The following is a 20291-nucleotide window of genomic DNA, read 5'->3' on the forward strand; positions in this document are numbered from 1 at the left end:
GAATCGGCGTTTGATGCCACGGCAACACTTCCACGTGCAGGGTGGTTAACGCTGTGTAACACGCACCCGATAGCCGGTCAATAATTTATTCTTGCTTTCGACGGCGAAAGGAATAAATATTCCTGAGCATCAACGAGGGGAGCTTCCCAATGCTTGCTTTGCCGCCGCTGTCCCAGCGCCGACGCCTTGCCCCGCTTGCGCGGGCTTTGATCCTTGCCACGGCGCTGTGCGCCGGGCCGGCTTTTGCGCTGTCGCCGCCACCGGTTGCAACGGTCGCGCCGGGCTACGCAGGCATCATCGGGCTCGAGGAAGCCCTGCTGACGCCGCAGCCCTGGATCAGCAGGCTACCCAACGCTGACGCCGCGATCCTGGATCGCGCCGCCATCGACGCGCAGAACGCGCGCATGCGCCAGCTCGATGCCTCCATCATCGACCTGCACAAGCTGCCCGCGCTACTGCCACAAGTATTGGTCCGCGAGCAGATCGCCGGCATCTCCAAGGCCCCGACCCGCGCTCTGTACGACGTGCACGGCAAGCAGGTCACGCCGGCCCAATTACAGGCGGTGACCGCCAACCTCGGCCTGGACGCGATCCCGGCCAGCCGCCCGATCCAATACGGCCTGGTCGTGCACCGTGCCGCGCTTCGTGCCTTCCCCACCGAGCTGCGCGTATTCAGCAGCCAGGGCGATACCGATATCGACCGCTTCCAGGAATCTGCGCTGTTCCCCGGCGACGCGGTGGCGGTGCTGCATGAAAGTGCAGACGGCAAGTGGGTGTTCGTCGCCAGCGAGCGCTATGCGGCGTGGATGGAGAAGCGCTTCGTCGGTGTCGGCAGCGCCGAACAGGTCTTCGGTTACGGCGCCACCGGTCCGTACCGGGTGATCACTGCTGGCAAGGCCTTCACCGCACACACCCCGGAAGAGCCACGCGTCTCCGACCTGCAACTGGAAATGGGCGTGCGCGTACCGCTGCTGGCCGACTGGCCGGTGATGGACCCGGTCAACGGCCAGCAGGCACATGGTGGCCATGTGATCCAGCTGCCGGTGCGCAATGACGACGGCAGCCTGGCGCTGGTGCCTGCGCTGCTGCCACGCACGCAGGAATCGGCCAGCGACTACCTGCCGCTGACCCAGGCCAACCTGATCACCCAGGCCTTCAAGTTCCTCGGCGAACGCTATGGCTGGGGCCACTCCTACGACACCCGCGACTGCAGCGGTTTTGTCTCGGAGATCTACCGCAGCTTCGGTGTGCTGCTGCCGCGCAATACCAGCGCGCAGGCAATCAGCCCGGCCTTGAACCGCGTGCCCTTCACCGACAAGGACAGCAAGGCCAAGCGCAGTGATGCGATCGCCAAACTGCAGGTCGGCGACCTGATCTACATCCCCGGCCACGTGATGATGATGCTCGGTGAAGCCAATGGCATGACCTGGGTGATCCACGATACTTCCGGTGGCAGCTGGTTCGACGCCAGCGGCAAGCGCGTGCATGCCAGCCTCAACGGCGTATCGGTGACCCCGCTGCAGCCGATGATGGCCAGCGACACCGTCAGCTACATCGACCGCATGACCAACATCCAGCGCATCCGCCTGCAAGACACCAAATGAAGATCACCGACATCGAACTTGGCATGCTCCGCGTGCCGCTGAAAACCCCATTCAAAACCGCGTTGCGCACCGTGGAAACGGTGGAAGACATCGTGGTGATGGTGCGCACCGACACCGGCAACACCGGCTACGGCGAGGCGCCGGCCACTGCGGTGATCACCGGCGACACCCACGGCTCGATCATCGAGGCCATCAACACCTTCATCAAACCCCGCCTGATCGGCGAGGACATCAGCAACCTCAACCGCATCTGCGGGCTGATCCAGACCTCGCTGGAGCGCAATACCAGCGCCAAGGCGGCGGTGGAGATCGCCATCTACGATCTGTGGGCACAGCTGCACAAGGCACCGCTGTACCAGATGCTTGGCGGCGGCGACCCGGTGATCACCACCGACATCACCATCAGCGTCGATTACATCGACAAGATGGTGGCCGATTCACTATCGGCGGTGGAGCGCGGCTTCGAGTCGCTGAAGATCAAGGTGGGCAAGGACATCGGCCTGGACATCGAGCGGGTCAAGGCCATCCACGCCGCCGTCGAAGGCCGCGCCCTGCTGCGCCTTGATGCCAACCAGGGCTGGACCGCCAAGCAGGCGGTGTATGCGATGAATGTGCTGGAGAACGCTGGCGTCGTGCTGGAACTGCTGGAACAGCCGGTGAAGGCTGCAGACATCGCTGGCATGAAGTACGTCACCGAGCGCGTCAATACGCCTGTGATGGCTGACGAAAGCGTGTTCAGTCCGCACCAGGTCTTCGACCTGATCCAGCAGGGTGCAGCCGACATCATCAACATCAAGCTGATGAAGACCGGCGGCATCTCCAACGCGATCAAGATTGCCGACATTGCCTCGTTGTACGGCGTGCCATGCATGATCGGCTGCATGCTGGAGTCCAGCATCAGTGTGGCGGCGGCGGTGCATCTTGGCGTGGCCAAGTCCGGCGCGATCAGCAAGGTGGATCTGGATGGGCCGTCGTTGAGCCAGTTCAATCCGGTGGTGGGCGGCGTGATCTTCAACGAATCGGAGATCAGCATCACCGACGCACCCGGCCTGGGCATCATCGAGGTCCGCGGGCTGGAGATGATCAAGCCGTGATCACGCAGGCGGCAACCGGTCTCTCCTCGGTTGCCGCCGCCGTGGTCGCGCATGTGGAAACAACAGCACCGGCAAAGCCCGGTGCTGTTTTGTTTTGGGAGGAGTACCCCTACCAACGCATGAACCTGGCTTCTGCTTCTGCTTCTGCTTCTGCTTCTGTTTCTGCTTCTGCTGTTGCTGTTGCTGTTGCCCCCTCCCTTGCGCGCAGCGCAGGGGAGGGCCGGGGAGGGGTAGCTTCTGCTTCTGCTCCCGCTTCTGCTCCGGCTATTGCTGTTGCTCCGGCTATTGCTGTTGCTCCAGCTTTTGCCCCACCGGGTCCCCTCCGCTGCGGAAGGGGACCCGGTGGAGCAAGAGCAACGGCAGGAGCCGGAGCAACTGCAACTGCTACCCCTCCCCAACCCTCCCCTGCACTTCGTGCAAGGGAGGGGGCTGGAGCAACAGCAACAGCAGAAGCAACAGTTCCCCCTCCCCGCCCCCCTGCGCTGCGCGCAAGGGAGGGGGCGAAACATTGCTCCGCTTGCTTGCGCTATCCCTTAAAGTCCTCAGCAGATAAACACCCATACGCCCATGCCACCTCTGGTAAAAATCCGCTCCGAACGCGAACAGATGTCGGCCATCGAACGGCGCATCGCCGACTTCATCCTCGACAATGCACACCTGCTGCGCGACTACTCCTCGCAGCAGCTGGCCAATGCCTTGGATATCAGCCAGTCCAGCGTGGTCAAGTTCAGCCAGAAACTCGGCTTCAAAGGCTATCCAGACTTGAAATACTCGGTAGGCGCCGCCGTCGCCGCTGCCGGCAATGGTGAAAGCACCAGCTGGCCGCCGGAGAACCAACCCGGCGGCTACCTGCTGGTTGCCGAAACCCTGCGCCGCGCCAAAGCCGCTGCCGAAGAAGAAACCATGGCCGCCAACGCGCAGGCCGACGTGGAAGCCGTCATCGCACTGGTCGACAATGCACCCAAAGTCTTCATCTACGGCTTGGGCGACGACGGCCTGTACGCGCGCGAGTTCGCCATGCGACTGTCGCTGCTGGGCATCCTCACCGTGCAACATGCCGATCCCATCCTGATGACTGCCAACCTCTCCGCCGCCCGCCCCGGCGACGTGCTGCTGGTGTTCTCCGAGTTCGGCAAGCTGCCGCAGCTATGGCAGCTCTCGCGGCAGTTCCAGGAAGTCGGTGGCAAAGTCGTGTCGATCACCCGCCACACCGCCAATCCACTGCGCGCGCATGCGGATGCCTCGTTGGCCATCTGCGCGCATGATCCGCAACCACCCATCGCGCAGCTGCTCTATCGCAGCTCGTTGCAATACCTGCTGGATTTCGTGTTCGTGCTGCTGTGCCAGACCAATCCTGATCGGCAACGACAGCTGGCATTGAACCAGGAACGCATCCAGCACCTGATCGACATCTGACCTCGGGAACCGTCGCCATGCTCATCTCGTTCCAACGTAACGTCCGACACCTGCTGGGCTGCGTGTTGATGGTCATCGCACCAGTCAGCTTCGCCTCGCCACTCGCTACTCTTGTACACAGTGCCCGCCAGCTGATCGTCGTCACCGCGCCCAACTGGGATGCGACCAACGGTCATCTGCATGCATTCGAACGTACCGAAAACGGCTGGAAGGCTCATAACGCCAGCTTCGATGTCAGCCTCGGCCGCAGCGGCAGCGCCTGGGGCATAGGCGTCCATCCGCAGCAGAAGGATGGCCCGCAGAAGCAGGAAGGTGATGGCCGCAGCCCGGCCGGCATCTTCAACATCGGCCCGGCGTTCGGCTATGCCGAGCACATCACCAGCGCCATGCCCTACCAGCCGATGCTGGCCAGCAGCTACTGCATGGATGTACCGGCCTCGCCGCTGTACAACCAGATCGTCGATGCCGCCAAGGTCGGCGAAGCCGCGGTGAAGGGTTCGACCGAGGCCATGCGCCTGGACTTGCACAACAACGGCGACCGTCGTTACCGCGAAGGCTTCGTCATCGAACACAACCCTGCTGCGGTGCCGGGCCAGGGCAGCTGCATCTTCGCCCACCTGTGGCGCCAGCCTGGCGAGGCGACCGCTGGCTGCACCGCGATGGAGCCGGAGCGCATGTCGGCCTTGCTCCAATGGCTGTCACCCGAGGCCAAGCCGCTGTTCGTGCTGCTGCCCGACGCCGAGTACCAGCGGCTGCAGCGCAGCTGGGGTTTGCCTGCACTTTCAGAAACTACTCGTTGAGCATTTGTCCGGTTCCGGGCATCTTCCCTTCTCTTTAGCCAAGCCATCCCTTCATGACCGACAGCGCACCCGCAAAATCTTCCAAGGTCTCGGCACCGGTCAAGGTGCTGATCGCGCTGGTGCTGGCCGCCATCGTCGGGTTGGCACTGACCGCCTATGACCAGACGCTCGCACTGAAGATCGCCGACGTGCTGCGGCCAATCGGCCGACTCTGGCTCAATGCGCTGCAGATGACGGTGGTGCCGCTGGTTACCGCGTTGGTCATCGTTGGCGTCAATACCGCCAGCAATGCGGCGGCATCGGGACGCACGGCGCGCAATGCGATCATCGTGTTCCTGATCCTGCTGGTCGGCTCGGCCGCGTTCTCGGCCGTCATCACCCCGTTCCTGCTGGACCTGCTGCCGCGCGATGCAGACAACATCCAGGCCTTCCGCGATGCGCTGCGTTCGCCGGCAACCGCGGCCACGCCGCTGAGTGCCGCGCAGTGGATCAGCTCGCTCATTCCCAGCAATGCACTTGCCGCCGCCGCCTCCAGCGCGATGCTGCCGCTGGTGGCCTTCGCCATGTTCTTCGGCTTTGCGCTGAGCCGGCAGGAACCGGAGCGCCGCGACCGCATCCTGGACATCATCCGCATCATCGCCGACACCATGATCACCATCGTGCGCTGGGTGCTGTGGGCGGCGCCGGTAGGCGTGTTCGCGCTGGTCTTCGTGGTCTGCGCTGAAGTGGGCATGAGCATCATCGGCGTGCTTGGCTACTACATCGTGCTGATGTGCGTGATCTATATCCTGATCACCCTGCTGCTGTACCTGGTTGCCCGCTTCGCTGCCGGCGAACCGTTCGGCCGCTTTGCCCGGGCACTGGTGCCGGTACAGGTGATTGCCGGCAGCACGCAGTCCTCGCTGGCCTCGCTGCCGGCCATGATCGACAGCGCGCGCAATCGCCTGGGCTACCCGCCTGCCTTGACCTCGCTGGTATTGCCGATGGCGGTATCGCTGTTCCGCATTACCAGCCCGGCGCAGTACATCGCCGTGGCCAGCTTCATCGCCTGGCTGTACGGCATGGACGTGCATGCTTCGCAGTACGCTGTGGCCATCTTGCTGGCCGCAGCGATCAGCATGGGCTCGACCGGCCTGCCCGGACAGGCCAACTTCATGACCAACAACATGCCGATCACCCAGAGCCTGGGCCTGCCGGTGGAACCGCTGGGCGTGTTGCTGGCGGTGGACACGATTCCCGATGTGTTCTGCACAATCGGCAATGCCACTGGCGGCGTTACCGCCACCGGCATCGTTGCCCGGCACACGGCGCAGCACCCGGAACAGGATCAAACCAGCGACAGCTGATTGCCTGCAACCACTCCCGCCATAGGCGGGAGTGGCGTTCAATCATTCCTGCGGCGGCAGCGGCGGCGTGCCGTAGGCAGCGTCCGCCGCCATGGTGTACAACCCTGCACTGGTATCGCACCCCGCTTCCGGAGACCTCCATGCCCCGTACCCTCCTGCTCAGCATGAGCCTGGCCCTGGCCCCCGCCCTGTTCACCAGCGCCTGCGCCGCTGATCCCGACCCGGCCGCCGAAGCCGCGGTGAAGCCCGCGCAATGGCCGTTCACCGCCACCGAAACGGCCCGCTTTGATGAGCCCTGGGCAATGACCTTCCTGCCCGACGGCAGCATGCTGGTCACCGAGAAGGCCGGCAAGCTGGTCCACTTCGACCCCGCCAGTGGCAAGCGCGGCACCATCAGCGGCGTCCCGACCGTGGCTTACGGCGGCCAGGGTGGCTTTGGTGACGTGCTGGCCCATCCGCAGTTCGCAAGCAATGGGCTGGTCTATTACAGCTACGCCGAAGATGGCGAGGACGATACCCGTGGTGCCGCCGTCGCCCGCGCCAAGCTGATATTGAACGCCGATGGCAGCGGCACGTTGAGCGATGCGCAGGTGATCTGGCGGCAGACGCCCAAGGTCACCGGCCGCGGCCATTACGGGCATCGCCTGGCCTTCGGCCCGGATGGCAAGTTGTGGATCAGTTCCAGCGAGCGGCAGAAGTTCGACCCGGCGCAGGACATGAAGACCAACCTGGGCAAGATCATCCGCCTAAACGACGATGGCAGCGTGCCGGCCGACAACCCGTTCGTGGCGCAGGGCTCACCGGCGGACCAGGTGTGGTCGCTGGGCCACCGCAGCGTGCTGGGTATTGCCTTCGACGGCAACGGCAAGCTGTGGGAACACGAGATGGGTCCGAAGGGCGGCGACGAGCTGAACCTGATCCAGCGCGGCGGCAATTACGGCTACCCGATCGTCTCCAATGGCGACCATTACGACGGCCGCCCGATTCCCGATCACGACACCCGCCCGGAATTCATCGCCCCGGTGGTGACCTGGCGGCAGGTGATCTCGCCGGCCGGCTTCATCATCTACAACGGCAAGCAGTTCCCGCAGTGGCAGGGCAGCGGCTTCATCGGCGGACTGTCATCCAAGTCGCTGGTGCGCGTCGCCTTTGATGGCGACAAGGCCCACGAAGCCGAGCGCTTTGACATGGGCAACCGCATCCGCGAGGTGGAGCAAGGCCCGGACGGCGCGCTGTGGCTGCTGGAAGATGGTGCCAACGCAAAGCTGTTGAAGCTGACGCCGAAGGCAGGCTGACGCTTCCGCTTCCTGTAGTGCCGAGCCATGCTCGGCAGAGGCTTTACCGGTAAGGTCCCTTGCCGAGCATGGCTCGGCACTACAGATGAAGCGATACTGCCAAGGCCCATGCCGAGCATGGCTCGGCACTACCGATATCAGCGCAGGCGTATCGCCAAGCCTACCGCCTGCACCAATCCATAACTGATCAAGGCCGCCGCCAACGCCAAGGTCAACGGACTGGCATTGCCCATGCCCGCGCCCATGCCCTGGCTGAAAGCGCCGCCATACCAGCGCCAGGCCAAGCGTCCGATCAGCAATACTGCCAAGCCACCGCCGATCCACGGATTCGGCGTGTAGCCGGCCTGCCCATCGCGTGGACTGATCAACGTGTGTTTGAGTGCGAACACGCCCAGTCCAAGCCCGGCGACAGCGCCGGCAACAATCCCCAACGCGACATGCGGGATATATATCGCCGCAGCTACCAACGCAGCACTCACCAACGACAGTAGACCGATACGGAAGCCGTTACGAACGGGGCGCCATGGCTGCCAGCCGAAGTGGCGACGGATACGCCGGTAATACAACCAGCCGAAACCAGCCGTCATCAACCAAGGCATGTAGACAGGCAATGCAGCAGGCATGAAGCGTCCCCGTGTTGTAGGAGCGGCGTAAGCCGCGAAGCTGACAATAAACCAGACATCCGTAGTGCCGAGCCATGCTCGGCAGGGCCTTACCGGTAAAGCCCCACCTGTAGTGCCGAGCCATGCCCGGCATGGGGTTTATCGGCAAAGCTTCAAAAGCCAACCCCTCCCCAACCCTCCCCTACGCCTGCGGCGCAAGGGAGGGAGCGTAGTGGGGGGGGGGGGGGGGGGGGGGGGGGCCCCGGAGAGCCCCACCCCCCCCCAGGCCGGGCCCCCCCCCCCCCGCCCCGCCCCCCCCACTACCGGAAGCAAAGCTTACCTCGCATATATCGGTTTGAATCAGGGGCCCAGCAGCTCAAAGCTGACGGCATCCCCACTCACCGACGAAGCGCATACCCACACATCAAACAGCCCAGGCTCGGCGGTGTAATCACCGTCCACACCAGTGAACGCCAGCTGCTGTCGGTCCAGACGGAACTCAACGTCCACCGAGTCGCCGGCAGCTACATCAACCTTACGAAATGCCTTCAACTCGCGCACCGGCCGTACCCGGCTGGCGACGCGATCATGCACGTATAGCTGCACCACTTCCTCACCCGCCACCGCACTGATGTTGCGCAGCGTGGTGCGGATCACCAGCTCACCATCCCAAGCCAACTGCAGCGTGCTCAGGCGCGGTGCTTCATATTCAAAGCGCGCATAGCCAAGGCCGTGACCGAATGCATACAAAGCCGTGTTCGGGAACTCGCGCCAGCGCGCCTTGAATTCCGACATGGTCGGCAGTTCGGGTCGGCCGGTACGGGGATGACTGTAGAAATAGGGCTGCTGGCCCGAGGCGTGCGGGAAACTCACCGGCAATCGCGCCGACGGGCTGTAGTCGCCAAACAGGATGTCGGCCAGCGCATGGCCATTCTGCGTGCCCAGATACCAGGTAACCGCAATAGCCTGCGCATCACGCACCGCACCTTGCAGCGCCAGCGCGCGACCATTGCGCAGCAGCACCACCAGCGGCGTGCCGGTGGCGGCAACGGCTTCGGCCAATGCCTGCTGTGCCGGCGGCAAGGTGATCTCCACCCGTGATTGCGCTTCACCGCTGTAGCGCTGCGGTTCACCGACTGCCAGCACCACCACATCGGCACATTGCGCGGCGGCGACCGCGGCTTCGATGCCGCCTTCCAGCGGCTCTTCCAAACCGCAGCCCGCCACGACTTCCAATGCCGCAGCATCGCCAAGAGCAGCACGTACGCCGCTCTCCAGGGTGACGTAACGCGACTTGTCGCCGAACAAGGTCCAGCAACCTTCGATGTTGTCGCGGTCCTGTATGAAGGGGCCGATCAGGGCGATCTTCTGGCCCTGCTTCTTCAGCGGCAGCAACTCGGCTTCGTTCTTCAGCAACACCACCGAGCGGCGCGCGGTGTCGCGCGCCAATGCGTCGTGTTCTGCGATATGCGACTGGTCAGCCTCGCGCGCCGGGTCCAGCGAACGGTAGGGGTTGTCGAACAGACCGATGGCGTCCTTCAAACGCAGGATGCGGCGTACCGATTCGTCCAGCACCGCCATCGGCACTTCACCTGCATGCACCAGCCCGGCCAGATGCTGGTCGTAGAAACCGCTCTGCATGCTCAGGTCCAACCCGGCGAGGAAGGCCTTGCGAGTGGCATCCACTTCATCGGCAGCATAACCGTGGGCGATCAGCTCCATGTCGGCGGTGTAGTCGGAAACCACCACGCCCTCGAATTTCCATTGCTTGCGCAGCAGATCGGTCAGCAGCGCGCGATTGGCGCTGGCCGGAACACCGTTGATGTCGTTGAAGGCACTCATCAGCGACAACGCGCCGGCATCCAACGCCGCCTTGAACGGCGGCAGGTGCACATCGCGCAAGGTCTGCGGCGAGATATCCACCTGCGCGTATTCCATGCCTGCGGCAACCGCACCGTATGCAGCGAAATGCTTGGGCGTGGCCAGCAGCGAGTCTTCGGCAGTCAGGTCGTCGCCCTGGAAGCCGCGCACGCGCGCGGCTGCGAATTCGCAGCCCAGCACCACGTCTTCGCCCGCCCCTTCGGCACCGCGTCCCCAGCGCTGGTCGCGGGCGATATCTACCGCCGGTGCATAGGTCCAGTGGATGCCAGCGGCAGTCGCTTCGATGGCAGTAGCGCGAGCAGTGCGACGGGCCAGGTCCGGCTCGAAGCTGGCGGCCTCACCCAGCGGGATCGGGAACACGGTGCGCATGCCATGGATCACATCGGAGGCGAGGATGACCGGAATACCCAGCCGGCTTTCCTCCAGCGCCACCTGCTGGATGCGCCGGCCCAGCTCGGCACCGACGCCATTGAACAGCGAGCCGACCCGGCCAGCACGCACCTGCTCCAGCACCTGCTCGGCGTTACGTACGTTGGCCTCCGGGTTCACGTCCGGTACGAACGGCCGGACCATGTCGGCGAATACGCTGAGCTGGCCGACTTTTTCGTCGACGGTCATGCGGGAAATCAGGGATTCAATGCGGTCGGGGGCCACCGGCAGTCCTTCATGTAAACGATTTCAAGCGAGTGATTCTAGCGCTACAAGTGTGAAGCGGCTGCCGCATGGCTTCAGCGGTAGTGCCGAGCCATGCTCAGCATCACGCCCCCTCCCTTTGGCAAAGCCAAGGGGAGGGTTGGGGAGGGGTGGTTCTTCGCTGGGAAAGCCCCCTGCCGAGCATGGCTCGGCACTACCGCTTCAGCCCCTCTCCCGCCTGCGGGGTAAGAGGGGCAGTTTGCGAACCATCGGTTCGCTGCCCTCTCGAACGCCCTTGCGCCGGCGCAAGGGCCGGGGCGCTGGGCGGGGGTTGGGGTGAGAGCAGCCTTTCGCTGGGAAAGCCCCCTGCCGAGCATGGCCCGGCACTACCGCTTCAGCCCCTCTTCCGCGCGCGGGGTAAGAGGGGCAGTTTGCGAACCATCGGTTCGCTGCCCTCTTGAACGCCCTTGCGCCGGCGCAAGGGCCGGGGCGCGAAGCGGGGGTTGGGGTGAAGGGGGCCTTTCGCTGGGAAAGCCCCCTGCCGAGCATGGCTCGGCACTACAGGTGGGTCAGGCGCGCTGCTCGCGGGCAGTCATCAGCATGGCGTCGCTGGATTCCTGGAACACATGCAAACCGAACTCCGGCAGCATCGCCAGCAGGTGGTCGAACATGTCCGACTGGATGGCCTCGTACTTGGCCCAGGCGGTTGAGGAGGTGAAGCAGTAGATCTCCAGCGGCAGGCCCTGCGGGGTCGGCGCCATCTGCCGCACCAGCAGGGTCATGTCCTGATGGATGCCGGGGTTGTTCCGCAGGTACAGCTCGACATAGGCACGGAAGGTGCCCAGGTTGGTCAGCCGACGCGCATTGACCGGTTCCGGATGCGCCTGCGCCACCTCCGCATTCCACTGCTGCAACTCCTGCTGCTTGCCCGCCAGATAGTCATCCAGCAACGCGAGCTGGCCCAACCGCTCCAATCCACCCGCATCGAGGAAACGGACGCTGTGCTGGTCCAGGTAGATCGAACGCTTGATCCGGCGTCCGCCTGATTCCTGCATGCCGCGCCAGTTCTTGAACGACTCGGTGACCAGCTTCTTGGTCGGAATAGTGGTGACGGTCTTGTCCCAGTTCTGCACGGTGACGGTGTGCAGCGCGATGTCGATCACATCGCCATCAGCATTCTGGCTGGGCATCTCGATCCAGTCGCCGATGCGCACGCGGCCATCGCCACTGATCTGCACGCTGGCCACCAGCGACAGGATGGTGTCCTGGAAGATCAGCATGAAAACCGCCGTGGCCGCGCCCAGGCCGGTGACCAGATGCAACAGCTCCACGCCGACCAGGATCGCCACGATCGACAGGCCGGCAAACACGAACACCACGATCTTGACGACCTGCAGATAGCCCTTGATCGGCTTGTTGCGGGCATCGGCGCGCCGCTCGTAGAAATCGTTGAAGGCATCAAGCGCATGCGACACCGCCATCGCGATGGTCAGCACCGTCCACGCATGACACAGCGCCTTCAGACCATTCACCAGACCTGGCGGCAGTTCCGGCACGATGCTCAAACCCGCAGCAAGCACCACCGATGGCACGATATTGGACAGCCGTGCAATTACCCGCAGCGGCTGCCTGGCGTTGTGGTTGGGACCGGAGAAGCGCTCGATCATCGAACGCAGCCCACTCAACAGGATGCGCTTGGTGACGAAGTTGGCCAGCCATGCCACCAGCAGCAATCCCGCCAGCACCACCGCCGGGTAGGCCATCGGGTACGGCGCCAGCATGTTCTCCAGCTGATCCAACCAACGAATTCCCATTACCGCCATCGTGCACTTCTCCTTTTACTCGTACCGCAGAAACAACCTGTCCAAGCGCATTGCTTGATCGGACAGGCATGACTCAGGCCGCGCACCGCAGTGCGCGCGACCGGATTACAACAGGCTCAGACGTCAGTGCGGCTACGCTCGATGATCACGCCAACCGCTCGCGCACCGCGCACCGCGCCGGGCTTGCTCAGCTTCAATCGCAGCCATTGCACGTTGAATTCGTCCAGAACGATCTGCGCGCAGCGCTCGGCCAGCGTTTCCACCAGGCCAAAATCAGAAGCGCGCACGAATTCCATCAGGCGCTTGCTGACTGCCTTGTAGTTCAGCGTGTCGACGATGTCGTCGCTGGCGGCGGGCTTGCGGTTGTCAAAGCCCATTTCAAGATCGAACACCAGGGTCTGGCGGATGCGCCGCTCCCAGTCGTAGATGCCGATCAGGGCGTCGATCTCGAGCCCTTCGATGAATACCTTGTCCATTGCATCTGTCGCATTGAATGAATACGACATGGTAACGGCAGCAGACTGAGCCTGCCGTGGACGAGCACGGCAAGCCTGCTTTTCAGCCCTGCAGCGGCGGCAGCAAGGCCATGTCCCAGCGCGGCGTCACCTTGATCTCGGCCGGGCCGTGCTGGCCGGCCTGCAGGCGCAGGGCACCGGCGAAGGCGATCATCGCGCCGTTATCGGTGCACAGTGCCGGACGCGGGAAGCAGACCCTGCCGCCACGACGCTGGGCATCGTCCTGCAGCTTGGCACGCAGGCGCTTGTTGGCGCCGACGCCGCCGGCCACCACCAATACGTCGCAGCCGGCCGCATCCAGCGCGCGGCCGCACTTGATCACCAGCGTGTCGACCACCGCATCCTCGAAGCCGCGGGCGATGTCGGCGCGGGTCTGCTCGGTCTGGTCGCTGTCGCGCCAGGCCATCAGCACCTGGGTCTTCAAGCCGGAGAAACTGAAGTCCAGCCCCGGCCGATCAGTCATCGGCCGGGTGAACTTGTAGCGCCCCGGGGTGCCGATCTCGGCCAGCTTGGCCAGCTGCGGCCCGCCCGGGTACGGCAGGCCCATCATCTTGGCGGTCTTGTCGAAGGCCTCACCGGCGGCATCATCCAATGTCTCGCCGAGCAAGCGGTACTTGCCGATGGCGTCCACGGCAATCAGCTGGGTGTGGCCGCCGGAGACCAGCAAGGCCACGAACGGCGCTTCCGGCGGGTCGTCCTCCATCAGCGGCGCCAGCAGGTGGCCTTCCATATGGTGTACGCCGATGGCCGGCACATCCAGGCCCCAAGCCAGCGAACGGGCCACACCGGCCCCGACCAGCAGCGCCCCGACCAGCCCAGGGCCGGCGGTATAGGCCACGCCCTCGATCTCGGAGATGGCGATGCCCGCCTCGTCGAGGGTCTGCCGGATCAGCGGCAAGGTCTTGCGCACGTGGTCGCGGCTGGCCAGCTCCGGCACCACGCCACCGTATTCGGCGTGCAGCGCGATCTGGCTGTAGACGGCGTGCGCACGCAGCGCGGCCGCCCCGGAAAGCGAGGTGTCGTAGACGGCTACGCCCGTCTCATCGCAGGATGATTCAATGCCAAGGACTTTCATAAGGCGTATTGTGGACCTCTCTGACGCCCCAGCCAAATCGCGGGGGTTGCACGTCTGCGCAAAGGGACTATAATGCGCGGCTCACCGGGTGTGTCCCGGTTTTTCTACAGAGTCCCCGGAGATTCCATGCCCAGCGTTAAAGTCCGCGAGAACGAGCCCTTTGAGTTTGCTCTTCGCCGCTTCAAGCGCACTTGCGAAAAGGCCGGCGTGCTGGCCGAAACCCGCAAGCGCGAGTTTTACGAAAAGCCGACCCAGGAACGCAAGCGCAAGGCTGCTGCAGCCGTGAAGCGCCAGCTGCGTCGTTCCTCGCGCGACGTCACCAAGCGTCAGCGCCTGTACTGATCGTACGCAACTCCTGAACGGGGGGCTCCGGCCTTCCGTACTGGGGTGAAAGCCGGCACGCGCAAGCGTAGCCGGCTTTTTGCGTTCCAGACGCCAGCAATGCTGACGTCTCTCCCCCATATTCCCGACCCAAAGAGGTGCTCCATGAGCCTGAAGCAACAGCTGACCGAAGACATGAAGGCCGCCATGAAGAGCGGCGACAAGCACTCGCTGGGCGTGATCCGCCTGATCAATGCCGCCATCAAGCAGCGCGAAGTGGACGAGCGCATCGAGCTGACCGACACCGACGTGATTGCCGTGCTGGACAAGATGGTCAAGCAGCGCAAGGACTCGGTCACCCAGTACGAAGCAGCCAACCGTGAAGACCTGGCATCGGTCGAGCGCGACGAGATCGTGGTCATCGAGCGTTACGTGCCGGCCAAGATGGGCGAAGCCGAGATCCAGGCCGCCATCGCCGCCGCCAAGGCCGAAACCGGCGCCAGCAGCGCTGCCGACATCGGCAAGCTGATGGGCGTACTCAAGCCCAAGCTGGCTGGACAGGCCGACATGGGCCTGGTGTCCAAGCTGGTCAAGCAGGCGCTGGCCGGCTGATTTCAGCTGCCGAGGTTGTGCGACAAGGCCCGCCACGTGCGGGCTTTGTTGTTTCTGCCCTTCTGTTTTTTTGTAGGAGCGGCGCAAGCCGCGAAGCTGGCAACGCTGGAATCACCGCCGGTCCGCAACCTGAGGGACCCGTGGCTTCGCGGCTGACGCAGCTCCTGCATTTCCATGCATTACCGGGAAAGCTCCTTGCCGAGCATGGCTCGGCACTACACCCCCCTCCCTTTGGCCGCAGGCCAAGGGGAGGGCTGGGGAGGGGGGAGCTTCACCGCTTCTGATCTGGATGTGGCTTCGCGACTGACGCCGCTCCTGCATTTCCGTGCACTACCGGGAAGACCCCTGCCGAGCATGGCTCGGCACTACCCCCTCCCTTTGGCCGCAGGCCAAGGGGAGGGCCGGGGAGGGGTGAGCTTCACCGCTTCTGATCTGGATGTGGCTTCGCGGCTGACGCCGCTCCTGCATTTCCGTGCACTACCGGGAAGCCCCCTGCCGAGCATGGCTCGGCACTACCCCCTCCCTTTGGCCGCAGGCCAAGGGGCGGGCTGGGGAGGGGTTGGCTTCACCGCTTCTGATCTGGATGTGGCTTCGCGGCTTACGCCGCTCCCACATCTGTTGTGCATTTTCGGGAAAGCCCCTGCCGAGCATGGCTCGGCACTACAGGTGTGGGCCGATTTGGCCGCCGATGACCGCCCCATTCACCCGCCCCGAAGCCCGGCTTTGCTAGAACAGAGCCCTGACTTCACGCGACCTACCTGATGCCTGCAACCCGCTCCACCCTGCATTCGCTCAAATCCCGGCTGGAGATGCTCCAGCAAAGCCTGCCGGCCGCGCTGGTGCGCCGCTTCGTCGAAACCGACGTGATGACCCAATCCGCGTCACTGGCCTTCTACACCTTGCTGTCGCTGGCGCCGCTGCTGGTCCTGCTGCTGTGGCTGACCGCCTCACTGTACCCACCTGCGCAACAGACACTTATCGAGCAGATCAGCTCGCTGGCAGGCCCCAGCGTCGCCGAGGTCGCCCGCACGGTGATCACCAATGCCAGCGAGCAGCCGGACCTGGGCTCGTTTGCCGGCATCTGGAGCCTGATCCTGCTGTTCATCGGCGCCACCGTGGTATTCGCCCAGCTGCAGGCTGCCTTGAACCTGATCTTCCGTACCGACTCCAAGCGCTTCGAAGGCATCTTCGGCTGGCTGAAGAAGCGGGTGTTCTCGGCCGGCGTGGTGCTGGCACTGGGCTTCCTGCTGATCGTGTCGATGGTGGCCACCACTGCCCTGCAGGTGATCTTCTCGCACCTGCCCTCGGCGCTGCCGGCGGTGGGCTATGTGACCACCCTGTTGTTGTACGCACTGGGCTTTGCCTTCCTCTACCACTACCTGCCGGACCGACCCGTGGACTGGCGCCAGGCCTTTCTCGGCGGTGCGATTACCGCCGTGCTGTTCACCCTGGGCCGCTATGCGATTGGCCTGTACATCGCCAACGCGGCGCCGGGCAGTGCTTATGGCTCGATGGGCACGCTGGTGATCATGCTCGTGTGGATCTACTACGCCAGCGTGGTGTTCTTTGGCGGCGCACTGATCACTGCGGTGATCGATGAGCGGGCGTATGCGCGGCGCAAGGTGGCGGCTGAGGAAGTTGATGCTGGGGCTTTGGACTGACGGCAGAACAAAAGCTGGAGCCAAAGCACCCCTCCCCGGCCCTCCCCTTGCCTACGGCAAAGGGAGGGAGCGAGCTCTGCCCCCTCCCTTTCGCGCATCGAAGGGAAGCGCTGGGGAGGGGTGGCTCTTACCGTTGACTTAAAACCATCAAGCCCAACAGCCAGCCAGCGCCAGCCCAGCCTAGTACACTCCCCTTCCCCCCTTTCATCGCGCCCCGCCAACCGGCGGCGCTGTTCATTTGCCGCATGGCCCGACTTCCCGACGCGTTCATTGACGACTTGCTGGCCCGCACCGACATCGTCGAAGTGGTGGGCTCACGTGTGCCGCTCAAGCGCCAGGGCAAGGAATACGCGTCGCGCTGCCCCTTCCATGACGAGCGCTCAGCCTCGTTCACGGTCTCTCCGACCAAGCAGTTCTATCACTGCTTCGGCTGTGGCGCGCACGGCACCGCGATCAGCTTCCTGATGAATTACGACCGCCTCGAGTTCCTCGATGCGGTGGACGAACTGGCCAAGCGCGTGGGCATGGAAATCCCACGCGAAACCAACGCACGCACACCGCAGCAGCAGGACGACAGCCGCGACCAGTACTCGGCGCTGGATGCCGCCACCCGCTTCTTCCAGAAGCAGCTGGAAGGCAACGACAAGGCCCGCGCCTACCTCGATGGCCGTGGCGTGGATGCCGATACCCGCGCGCGCTTCTCCATCGGCTATGCGCCGGATGGCTATAGCGCGCTGAAGGACGCGCTGGGCAAGGACGAGCGGCGCATGAAGCTGCTTGAACGCGTCGGCCTGTTCTCCAAGAACGACCGCGGCCACGTCTACGACAAGTTCCGCGACCGGGTGATGTTCCCGATCTTCGACCGCCGGGGCCGCGTCATCGCCTTCGGCGGCCGTGTGATGGAAAAGGACGACGGCCCCAAGTACCTCAACTCGCCGGAAACCGCGCTGTTCCACAAGGGCCGGGAACTGTACGGCCTGTGGCAGGTACGCCAGGCCAACCAGAAGATCGAACGCCTGATCGTGGTTGAAGGCTATATGGACGTGGTCAGCCTGTTCCAGTTCGGTGTCACCCAGGCGGTGGCGACGCTGGGCACGGCGACCACGCCCGACCATGCCGAGCTGCTGTTCCGCAACGCGCCCGATGTGTACTTCTGCTTCGACGGTGATGCCGCCGGTCGCCGTGCCGGCTGGCGCGCACTGGAGTCGGTGCTGCCGCGCATGAAGGATGGCCGCCAGGCCTTCTTCCTGTTCCTGCCCGATGGCGAGGACCCGGACACCATCGTGCGCAAGGAAGGCGCCGACGCCTTCGATGCACGGCTCAAGCAGGGCACGCCGCTGTCGCAGTTCTTCTTCGACGAACTCAGCCGCGAGATCAACCTCGGCACGCTGGACGGCAAGGCACGCCTGGCCGAACGAGCGAAGCCGATGCTGGCGCAGATTCCCGATGGCGCCTTCGGCGACCTGATGAAGCAGGAGCTGGCGCGCCTGACCGGCATCGGCAGCACGGCAACAGCCGCAGCGCCTGCAGCGCGGCCACCGATGCGCAACAACGCGGTTCCCGCTCAGAAGCGCAGCCTGGTGCGTGCAGCCATTGCCATCCTGCTGCAGCAGCCCTCGCTGGCAATGAGCCTGGAAGGTCACCACGCCATCGGCGGCCTGCGCCTGCCGGGCATCGAATTGCTGGTCGAGTTGTTGAACCTGGTGCAGCAGCGCCCCGACATCAGCACCGGCGCCCTGCTCGAACACTTCAACGAGCGCGAAGAACAGGCCGCATTGCACAAGCTGGCCGCGCAGGCATTGCCCGGCGATGAAGCGATGTGGGCGCAGGAACTGCAGGACGCCGTACTGCAGCTGGAGAAGCAACTGCTGACCCAGCGCCTGGACGAGCTGCAGGCAAAACAACGCCAGCAAGGCCTGGACGACACCGACAAATACGAACTGCGCGAGCTGCTCAAGGCCCGCGCCAGCCTGCGCCTCTGACATCTGCAAGGGAGCACTGCATGTACACCTACCGCCTGTCACTGCTCCTCTCGCTGCTGCTCGCCGCCAACGCCTACGCTGGCGATGCGACGCTGCGCCAGCCGCGCCCGGACCTGATCACAGCCGGCCAACCCAGCGCGCAGCAGCTGCGCGACGCTGCCGCCAATGGCGTCACTACCGTCATTGATCTGCGCCGCGCCGATGAAGATCGCGGCTACGACGAAGCCGCCTTGGCCGAACAACTCGGCCTGCGCTATGTGCGCCTGCCCATCGCCGGTGCCGGCGACATCACCGACGCCAACGCGCGCACGCTGGCTCGCCTGCTCAAGCAGGACAGCGGCAAGACCCTGCTGCATTGCGCCTCCTCCAACCGCGCTGGCGCCTTGCTGTCGGTGATCGACGCACGCATCAATGGCGCGTCGGTGGAGGACGCACTCAAGTTCGGCCGCGATGCAGGCATGACTTCACTCGAGCCCGCTGCACGCGCTGCGCTGGATACACCCACACCCTGATCAGGAGGCATTGCCGACATGACCCGCTGGTGGTCGCGACTGCGACCGGACAACTTCACCCTCGCCCTGCTCGCCACCGTCGCCTTGGCCAGCGTGCTGCCGCTTACCGGCGCCGCCGCCAAGGGCTTCGACCACTTCACTGATGTCGCCATCGCCGCGCTGTTCTTCCTGCATGGCGCGCGCCTGCCACGCGAATCCATCGTCGCCGGCCTGCTGCACTGGCGCCTGCACATCACCATCCTGGCCTGCACCTTCGTGCTGTTCCCGCTATTGGGATTGGCGATGAAGCCGCTGGCCGGCTGGGCGCTGACACCCGAGCTCTACATCGGCGTGCTGTTCCTGTGCGCCCTGCCCTCGACCGTGCAGTCGTCGATTGCCTTCACCTCGATTGCCGGTGGCAATGTGCCGGCAGCGGTGTGCGCGGCTTCGCTGTCGAGCATCCTCGGCGTGTTCCTGACCCCATTGCTGATGACCGTGCTCGCCGGCTCGCAGGGCGGCATGGCCAACCCGCTGCATGCGGTCGGCGCGATCATGCTGCAGCTGCTGGTGCCCTTCGTACTTGGGCATCTGCTGCGGCCGTGGATTGGTGGCTGGATCGAAAAGCGCCGCGGCCTGCTGCGTTACACCGACCAGGGCACGGTGCTGCTGGTGGTCTACGCCGCCTTTGGCGAATCGGTCAGCGAAGGCCTGTGGAGCAAGACCCCGCTGCTGTCCTTGCTGGCTGCTGCGCTGGTTGCAATTGTGTTGTTGGCCATCGCCATGCCCGGCATCACCTGGCTGGCACGGCGGCTGGGCTTCAACCGTGCCGACCAGATCACCATCATGTTCTGCGGCTCGAAGAAGAGCCTGGCCACCGGTGTGCCGATCGCCAAGGTCTTGTTTGCCGGCGGCAGCCTCGGCGCGATCGTGTTGCCGATCATGATCTACCACCAGATCCAGTTGATCGTCTGCTCGATGGTGGCGCAGCGGTATGCGAAGCAGAGCGCTGAAACAATGCAGCAATAATCGACACCGAAGTTGGTAGTGCCGAGCCATGCTCGGCAGAGGCCTTACCGGTAGAGCCCCTTGCCGAGCATGGGGCGGGCCGACCTGTAGCCAACCCCCGGCCACCCCGCCCCA

Annotated in this window: 17 protein-coding genes; 12 read left to right on the forward strand and 5 right to left on the reverse strand. The window is 64.4% G+C overall.

What is annotated here, in order from left to right; translation table 11 throughout:
• Window positions 1–149 precede the first annotated feature (149 nt).
• The 6 genes from AC13FW_RS11945 (at window position 150) to AC13FW_RS11970 (ending at window position 7555) form a co-directional block, all read left to right on the forward strand.
• Window positions 150–1604 carry a C40 family peptidase gene (locus tag AC13FW_RS11945; RefSeq protein WP_482989192.1) on the forward strand — a complete coding sequence of 485 codons (1455 nt, stop codon included), beginning with the start codon at window positions 150–152 and terminating at the stop codon, window positions 1602–1604.
• Window positions 1601–2698 (forward strand): dipeptide epimerase, encoded by a 1098-nt coding sequence (locus AC13FW_RS11950; RefSeq protein WP_282270746.1) that lies wholly within the window; start codon window positions 1601–1603, stop codon window positions 2696–2698. Before AC13FW_RS11945 ends, AC13FW_RS11950 begins: the two co-directional genes overlap by 4 nt.
• Window positions 2699–3265: 567 nt before the next feature.
• Window positions 3266–4114 carry a MurR/RpiR family transcriptional regulator gene (locus tag AC13FW_RS11955; protein WP_482989193.1) on the forward strand — a complete coding sequence of 283 codons (849 nt, stop codon included), beginning with the start codon at window positions 3266–3268 and terminating at the stop codon, window positions 4112–4114.
• A 17-nt stretch (window positions 4115–4131) separates the two neighbouring features.
• A complete protein-coding gene (locus AC13FW_RS11960) occupies window positions 4132–4914 on the forward strand; it encodes a L,D-transpeptidase family protein (protein ID WP_482989194.1) in 783 nt (260 codons plus the stop codon).
• A 53-nt stretch (window positions 4915–4967) separates the two neighbouring features.
• Window positions 4968–6260, forward strand: a complete 1293-nt coding sequence (locus tag AC13FW_RS11965; RefSeq protein WP_482989195.1) for a dicarboxylate/amino acid:cation symporter — start codon at window positions 4968–4970, stop codon at window positions 6258–6260.
• Window positions 6261–6400: 140 nt separating this feature from the next.
• On the forward strand, window positions 6401–7555 hold the full coding sequence (locus AC13FW_RS11970) for a PQQ-dependent sugar dehydrogenase (protein WP_482989196.1): 1155 nt from the start codon (window positions 6401–6403) through the stop codon (window positions 7553–7555).
• Between the two features lie 137 nt (window positions 7556–7692).
• On the opposite strand, the gene AC13FW_RS11975 is transcribed toward AC13FW_RS11970, so the two are convergent.
• The 5 genes from AC13FW_RS11975 to tsaD all read right to left on the reverse strand — a co-directional run bounded on the left by AC13FW_RS11975 (window position 7693) and on the right by tsaD (window position 14084).
• Complete coding sequence (locus AC13FW_RS11975) at window positions 7693–8178, reverse strand: CcdC protein domain-containing protein (protein WP_296246841.1); 486 nt, start codon at window positions 8176–8178, stop codon at window positions 7693–7695.
• Window positions 8179–8517: 339 nt separating this feature from the next.
• Window positions 8518–10692 (reverse strand): glycoside hydrolase family 3 N-terminal domain-containing protein, encoded by a 2175-nt coding sequence (locus tag AC13FW_RS11980; protein ID WP_482989197.1) that lies wholly within the window; start codon window positions 10690–10692, stop codon window positions 8518–8520.
• A gap of 548 nt (window positions 10693–11240) precedes the next feature.
• Entirely contained in the window at window positions 11241–12494 is a 1254-nt protein-coding gene (locus tag AC13FW_RS11985; RefSeq protein ID WP_482989198.1) for a mechanosensitive ion channel family protein, read from the reverse strand.
• A 116-nt stretch (window positions 12495–12610) separates the two neighbouring features.
• A complete protein-coding gene (folB, locus tag AC13FW_RS11990; protein WP_282272609.1) occupies window positions 12611–12970 on the reverse strand; it encodes a dihydroneopterin aldolase in 360 nt (119 codons plus the stop codon).
• An 82-nt stretch (window positions 12971–13052) separates the two neighbouring features.
• Window positions 13053–14084 (reverse strand): tRNA (adenosine(37)-N6)-threonylcarbamoyltransferase complex transferase subunit TsaD, encoded by a 1032-nt coding sequence (gene tsaD / locus AC13FW_RS11995; protein WP_296246838.1) that lies wholly within the window; start codon window positions 14082–14084, stop codon window positions 13053–13055.
• A gap of 126 nt (window positions 14085–14210) precedes the next feature.
• On the opposite strand from tsaD, the gene rpsU reads away from it, so the two are divergent.
• The 6 genes from rpsU (at window position 14211) to AC13FW_RS12025 (ending at window position 20177) form a co-directional block, all read left to right on the forward strand.
• On the forward strand, window positions 14211–14426 hold the full coding sequence (gene rpsU / locus AC13FW_RS12000; protein ID WP_002808376.1) for a 30S ribosomal protein S21: 216 nt from the start codon (window positions 14211–14213) through the stop codon (window positions 14424–14426).
• 144 nt (window positions 14427–14570) lie between these two features.
• The gene (locus AC13FW_RS12005; protein ID WP_282272614.1) at window positions 14571–15017 is read left to right on the forward strand and encodes a GatB/YqeY domain-containing protein; all 447 of its coding nucleotides are present in this window, start codon (window positions 14571–14573) and stop codon (window positions 15015–15017) included.
• A 761-nt stretch (window positions 15018–15778) separates the two neighbouring features.
• The gene (locus tag AC13FW_RS12010) at window positions 15779–16678 is read left to right on the forward strand and encodes a YihY/virulence factor BrkB family protein (RefSeq protein WP_482989199.1); all 900 of its coding nucleotides are present in this window, start codon (window positions 15779–15781) and stop codon (window positions 16676–16678) included.
• Between the two features lie 245 nt (window positions 16679–16923).
• Window positions 16924–18660, forward strand: coding sequence for a DNA primase (gene dnaG / locus AC13FW_RS12015; protein ID WP_482989200.1), 1737 nt, complete (start codon window positions 16924–16926; stop codon window positions 18658–18660).
• Window positions 18661–18680: 20 nt separating this feature from the next.
• Complete coding sequence (locus AC13FW_RS12020; protein ID WP_482989201.1) at window positions 18681–19172, forward strand: protein tyrosine phosphatase family protein; 492 nt, start codon at window positions 18681–18683, stop codon at window positions 19170–19172.
• A gap of 18 nt (window positions 19173–19190) precedes the next feature.
• On the forward strand, window positions 19191–20177 hold the full coding sequence (locus AC13FW_RS12025) for a bile acid:sodium symporter family protein (RefSeq protein ID WP_482989202.1): 987 nt from the start codon (window positions 19191–19193) through the stop codon (window positions 20175–20177).
• Window positions 20178–20291: the final 114 nt, after the last annotated feature.

The sequence above is a fragment of the Stenotrophomonas sp. 21LCFQ19 genome, from assembly GCF_056861425.1.

What these genes read in the sequence shown, in the direction of transcription:
- AC13FW_RS11945 (WP_482989192.1), top strand. Translation starts at nt 150, where the DNA reads ATGCTTGCTTTGCCGCCGCTGTCCCAGCGCCGACGCCTTGCCCCGCTT.
- AC13FW_RS11950 (WP_282270746.1), top strand. Translation starts at nt 1,601, where the DNA reads ATGAAGATCACCGACATCGAACTTGGCATGCTCCGCGTGCCGCTGAAA.
- AC13FW_RS11955 (WP_482989193.1), top strand. Translation starts at nt 3,266, where the DNA reads ATGCCACCTCTGGTAAAAATCCGCTCCGAACGCGAACAGATGTCGGCC.
- AC13FW_RS11960 (WP_482989194.1), top strand. Translation starts at nt 4,132, where the DNA reads ATGCTCATCTCGTTCCAACGTAACGTCCGACACCTGCTGGGCTGCGTG.
- AC13FW_RS11965 (WP_482989195.1), top strand. Translation starts at nt 4,968, where the DNA reads ATGACCGACAGCGCACCCGCAAAATCTTCCAAGGTCTCGGCACCGGTC.
- AC13FW_RS11970 (WP_482989196.1), top strand. Translation starts at nt 6,401, where the DNA reads ATGCCCCGTACCCTCCTGCTCAGCATGAGCCTGGCCCTGGCCCCCGCC.
- AC13FW_RS11975 (WP_296246841.1), bottom strand. Translation starts at nt 8,178, where the DNA reads ATGCCTGCTGCATTGCCTGTCTACATGCCTTGGTTGATGACGGCTGGT.
- AC13FW_RS11985 (WP_482989198.1), bottom strand. Translation starts at nt 12,494, where the DNA reads ATGGCGGTAATGGGAATTCGTTGGTTGGATCAGCTGGAGAACATGCTG.
- folB (WP_282272609.1), bottom strand. Translation starts at nt 12,970, where the DNA reads ATGGACAAGGTATTCATCGAAGGGCTCGAGATCGACGCCCTGATCGGC.
- tsaD (WP_296246838.1), bottom strand. Translation starts at nt 14,084, where the DNA reads ATGAAAGTCCTTGGCATTGAATCATCCTGCGATGAGACGGGCGTAGCC.
- rpsU (WP_002808376.1), top strand. Translation starts at nt 14,211, where the DNA reads ATGCCCAGCGTTAAAGTCCGCGAGAACGAGCCCTTTGAGTTTGCTCTT.
- AC13FW_RS12005 (WP_282272614.1), top strand. Translation starts at nt 14,571, where the DNA reads ATGAGCCTGAAGCAACAGCTGACCGAAGACATGAAGGCCGCCATGAAG.
- AC13FW_RS12010 (WP_482989199.1), top strand. Translation starts at nt 15,779, where the DNA reads ATGCCTGCAACCCGCTCCACCCTGCATTCGCTCAAATCCCGGCTGGAG.
- dnaG (WP_482989200.1), top strand. Translation starts at nt 16,924, where the DNA reads ATGGCCCGACTTCCCGACGCGTTCATTGACGACTTGCTGGCCCGCACC.
- AC13FW_RS12020 (WP_482989201.1), top strand. Translation starts at nt 18,681, where the DNA reads ATGTACACCTACCGCCTGTCACTGCTCCTCTCGCTGCTGCTCGCCGCC.
- AC13FW_RS12025 (WP_482989202.1), top strand. Translation starts at nt 19,191, where the DNA reads ATGACCCGCTGGTGGTCGCGACTGCGACCGGACAACTTCACCCTCGCC.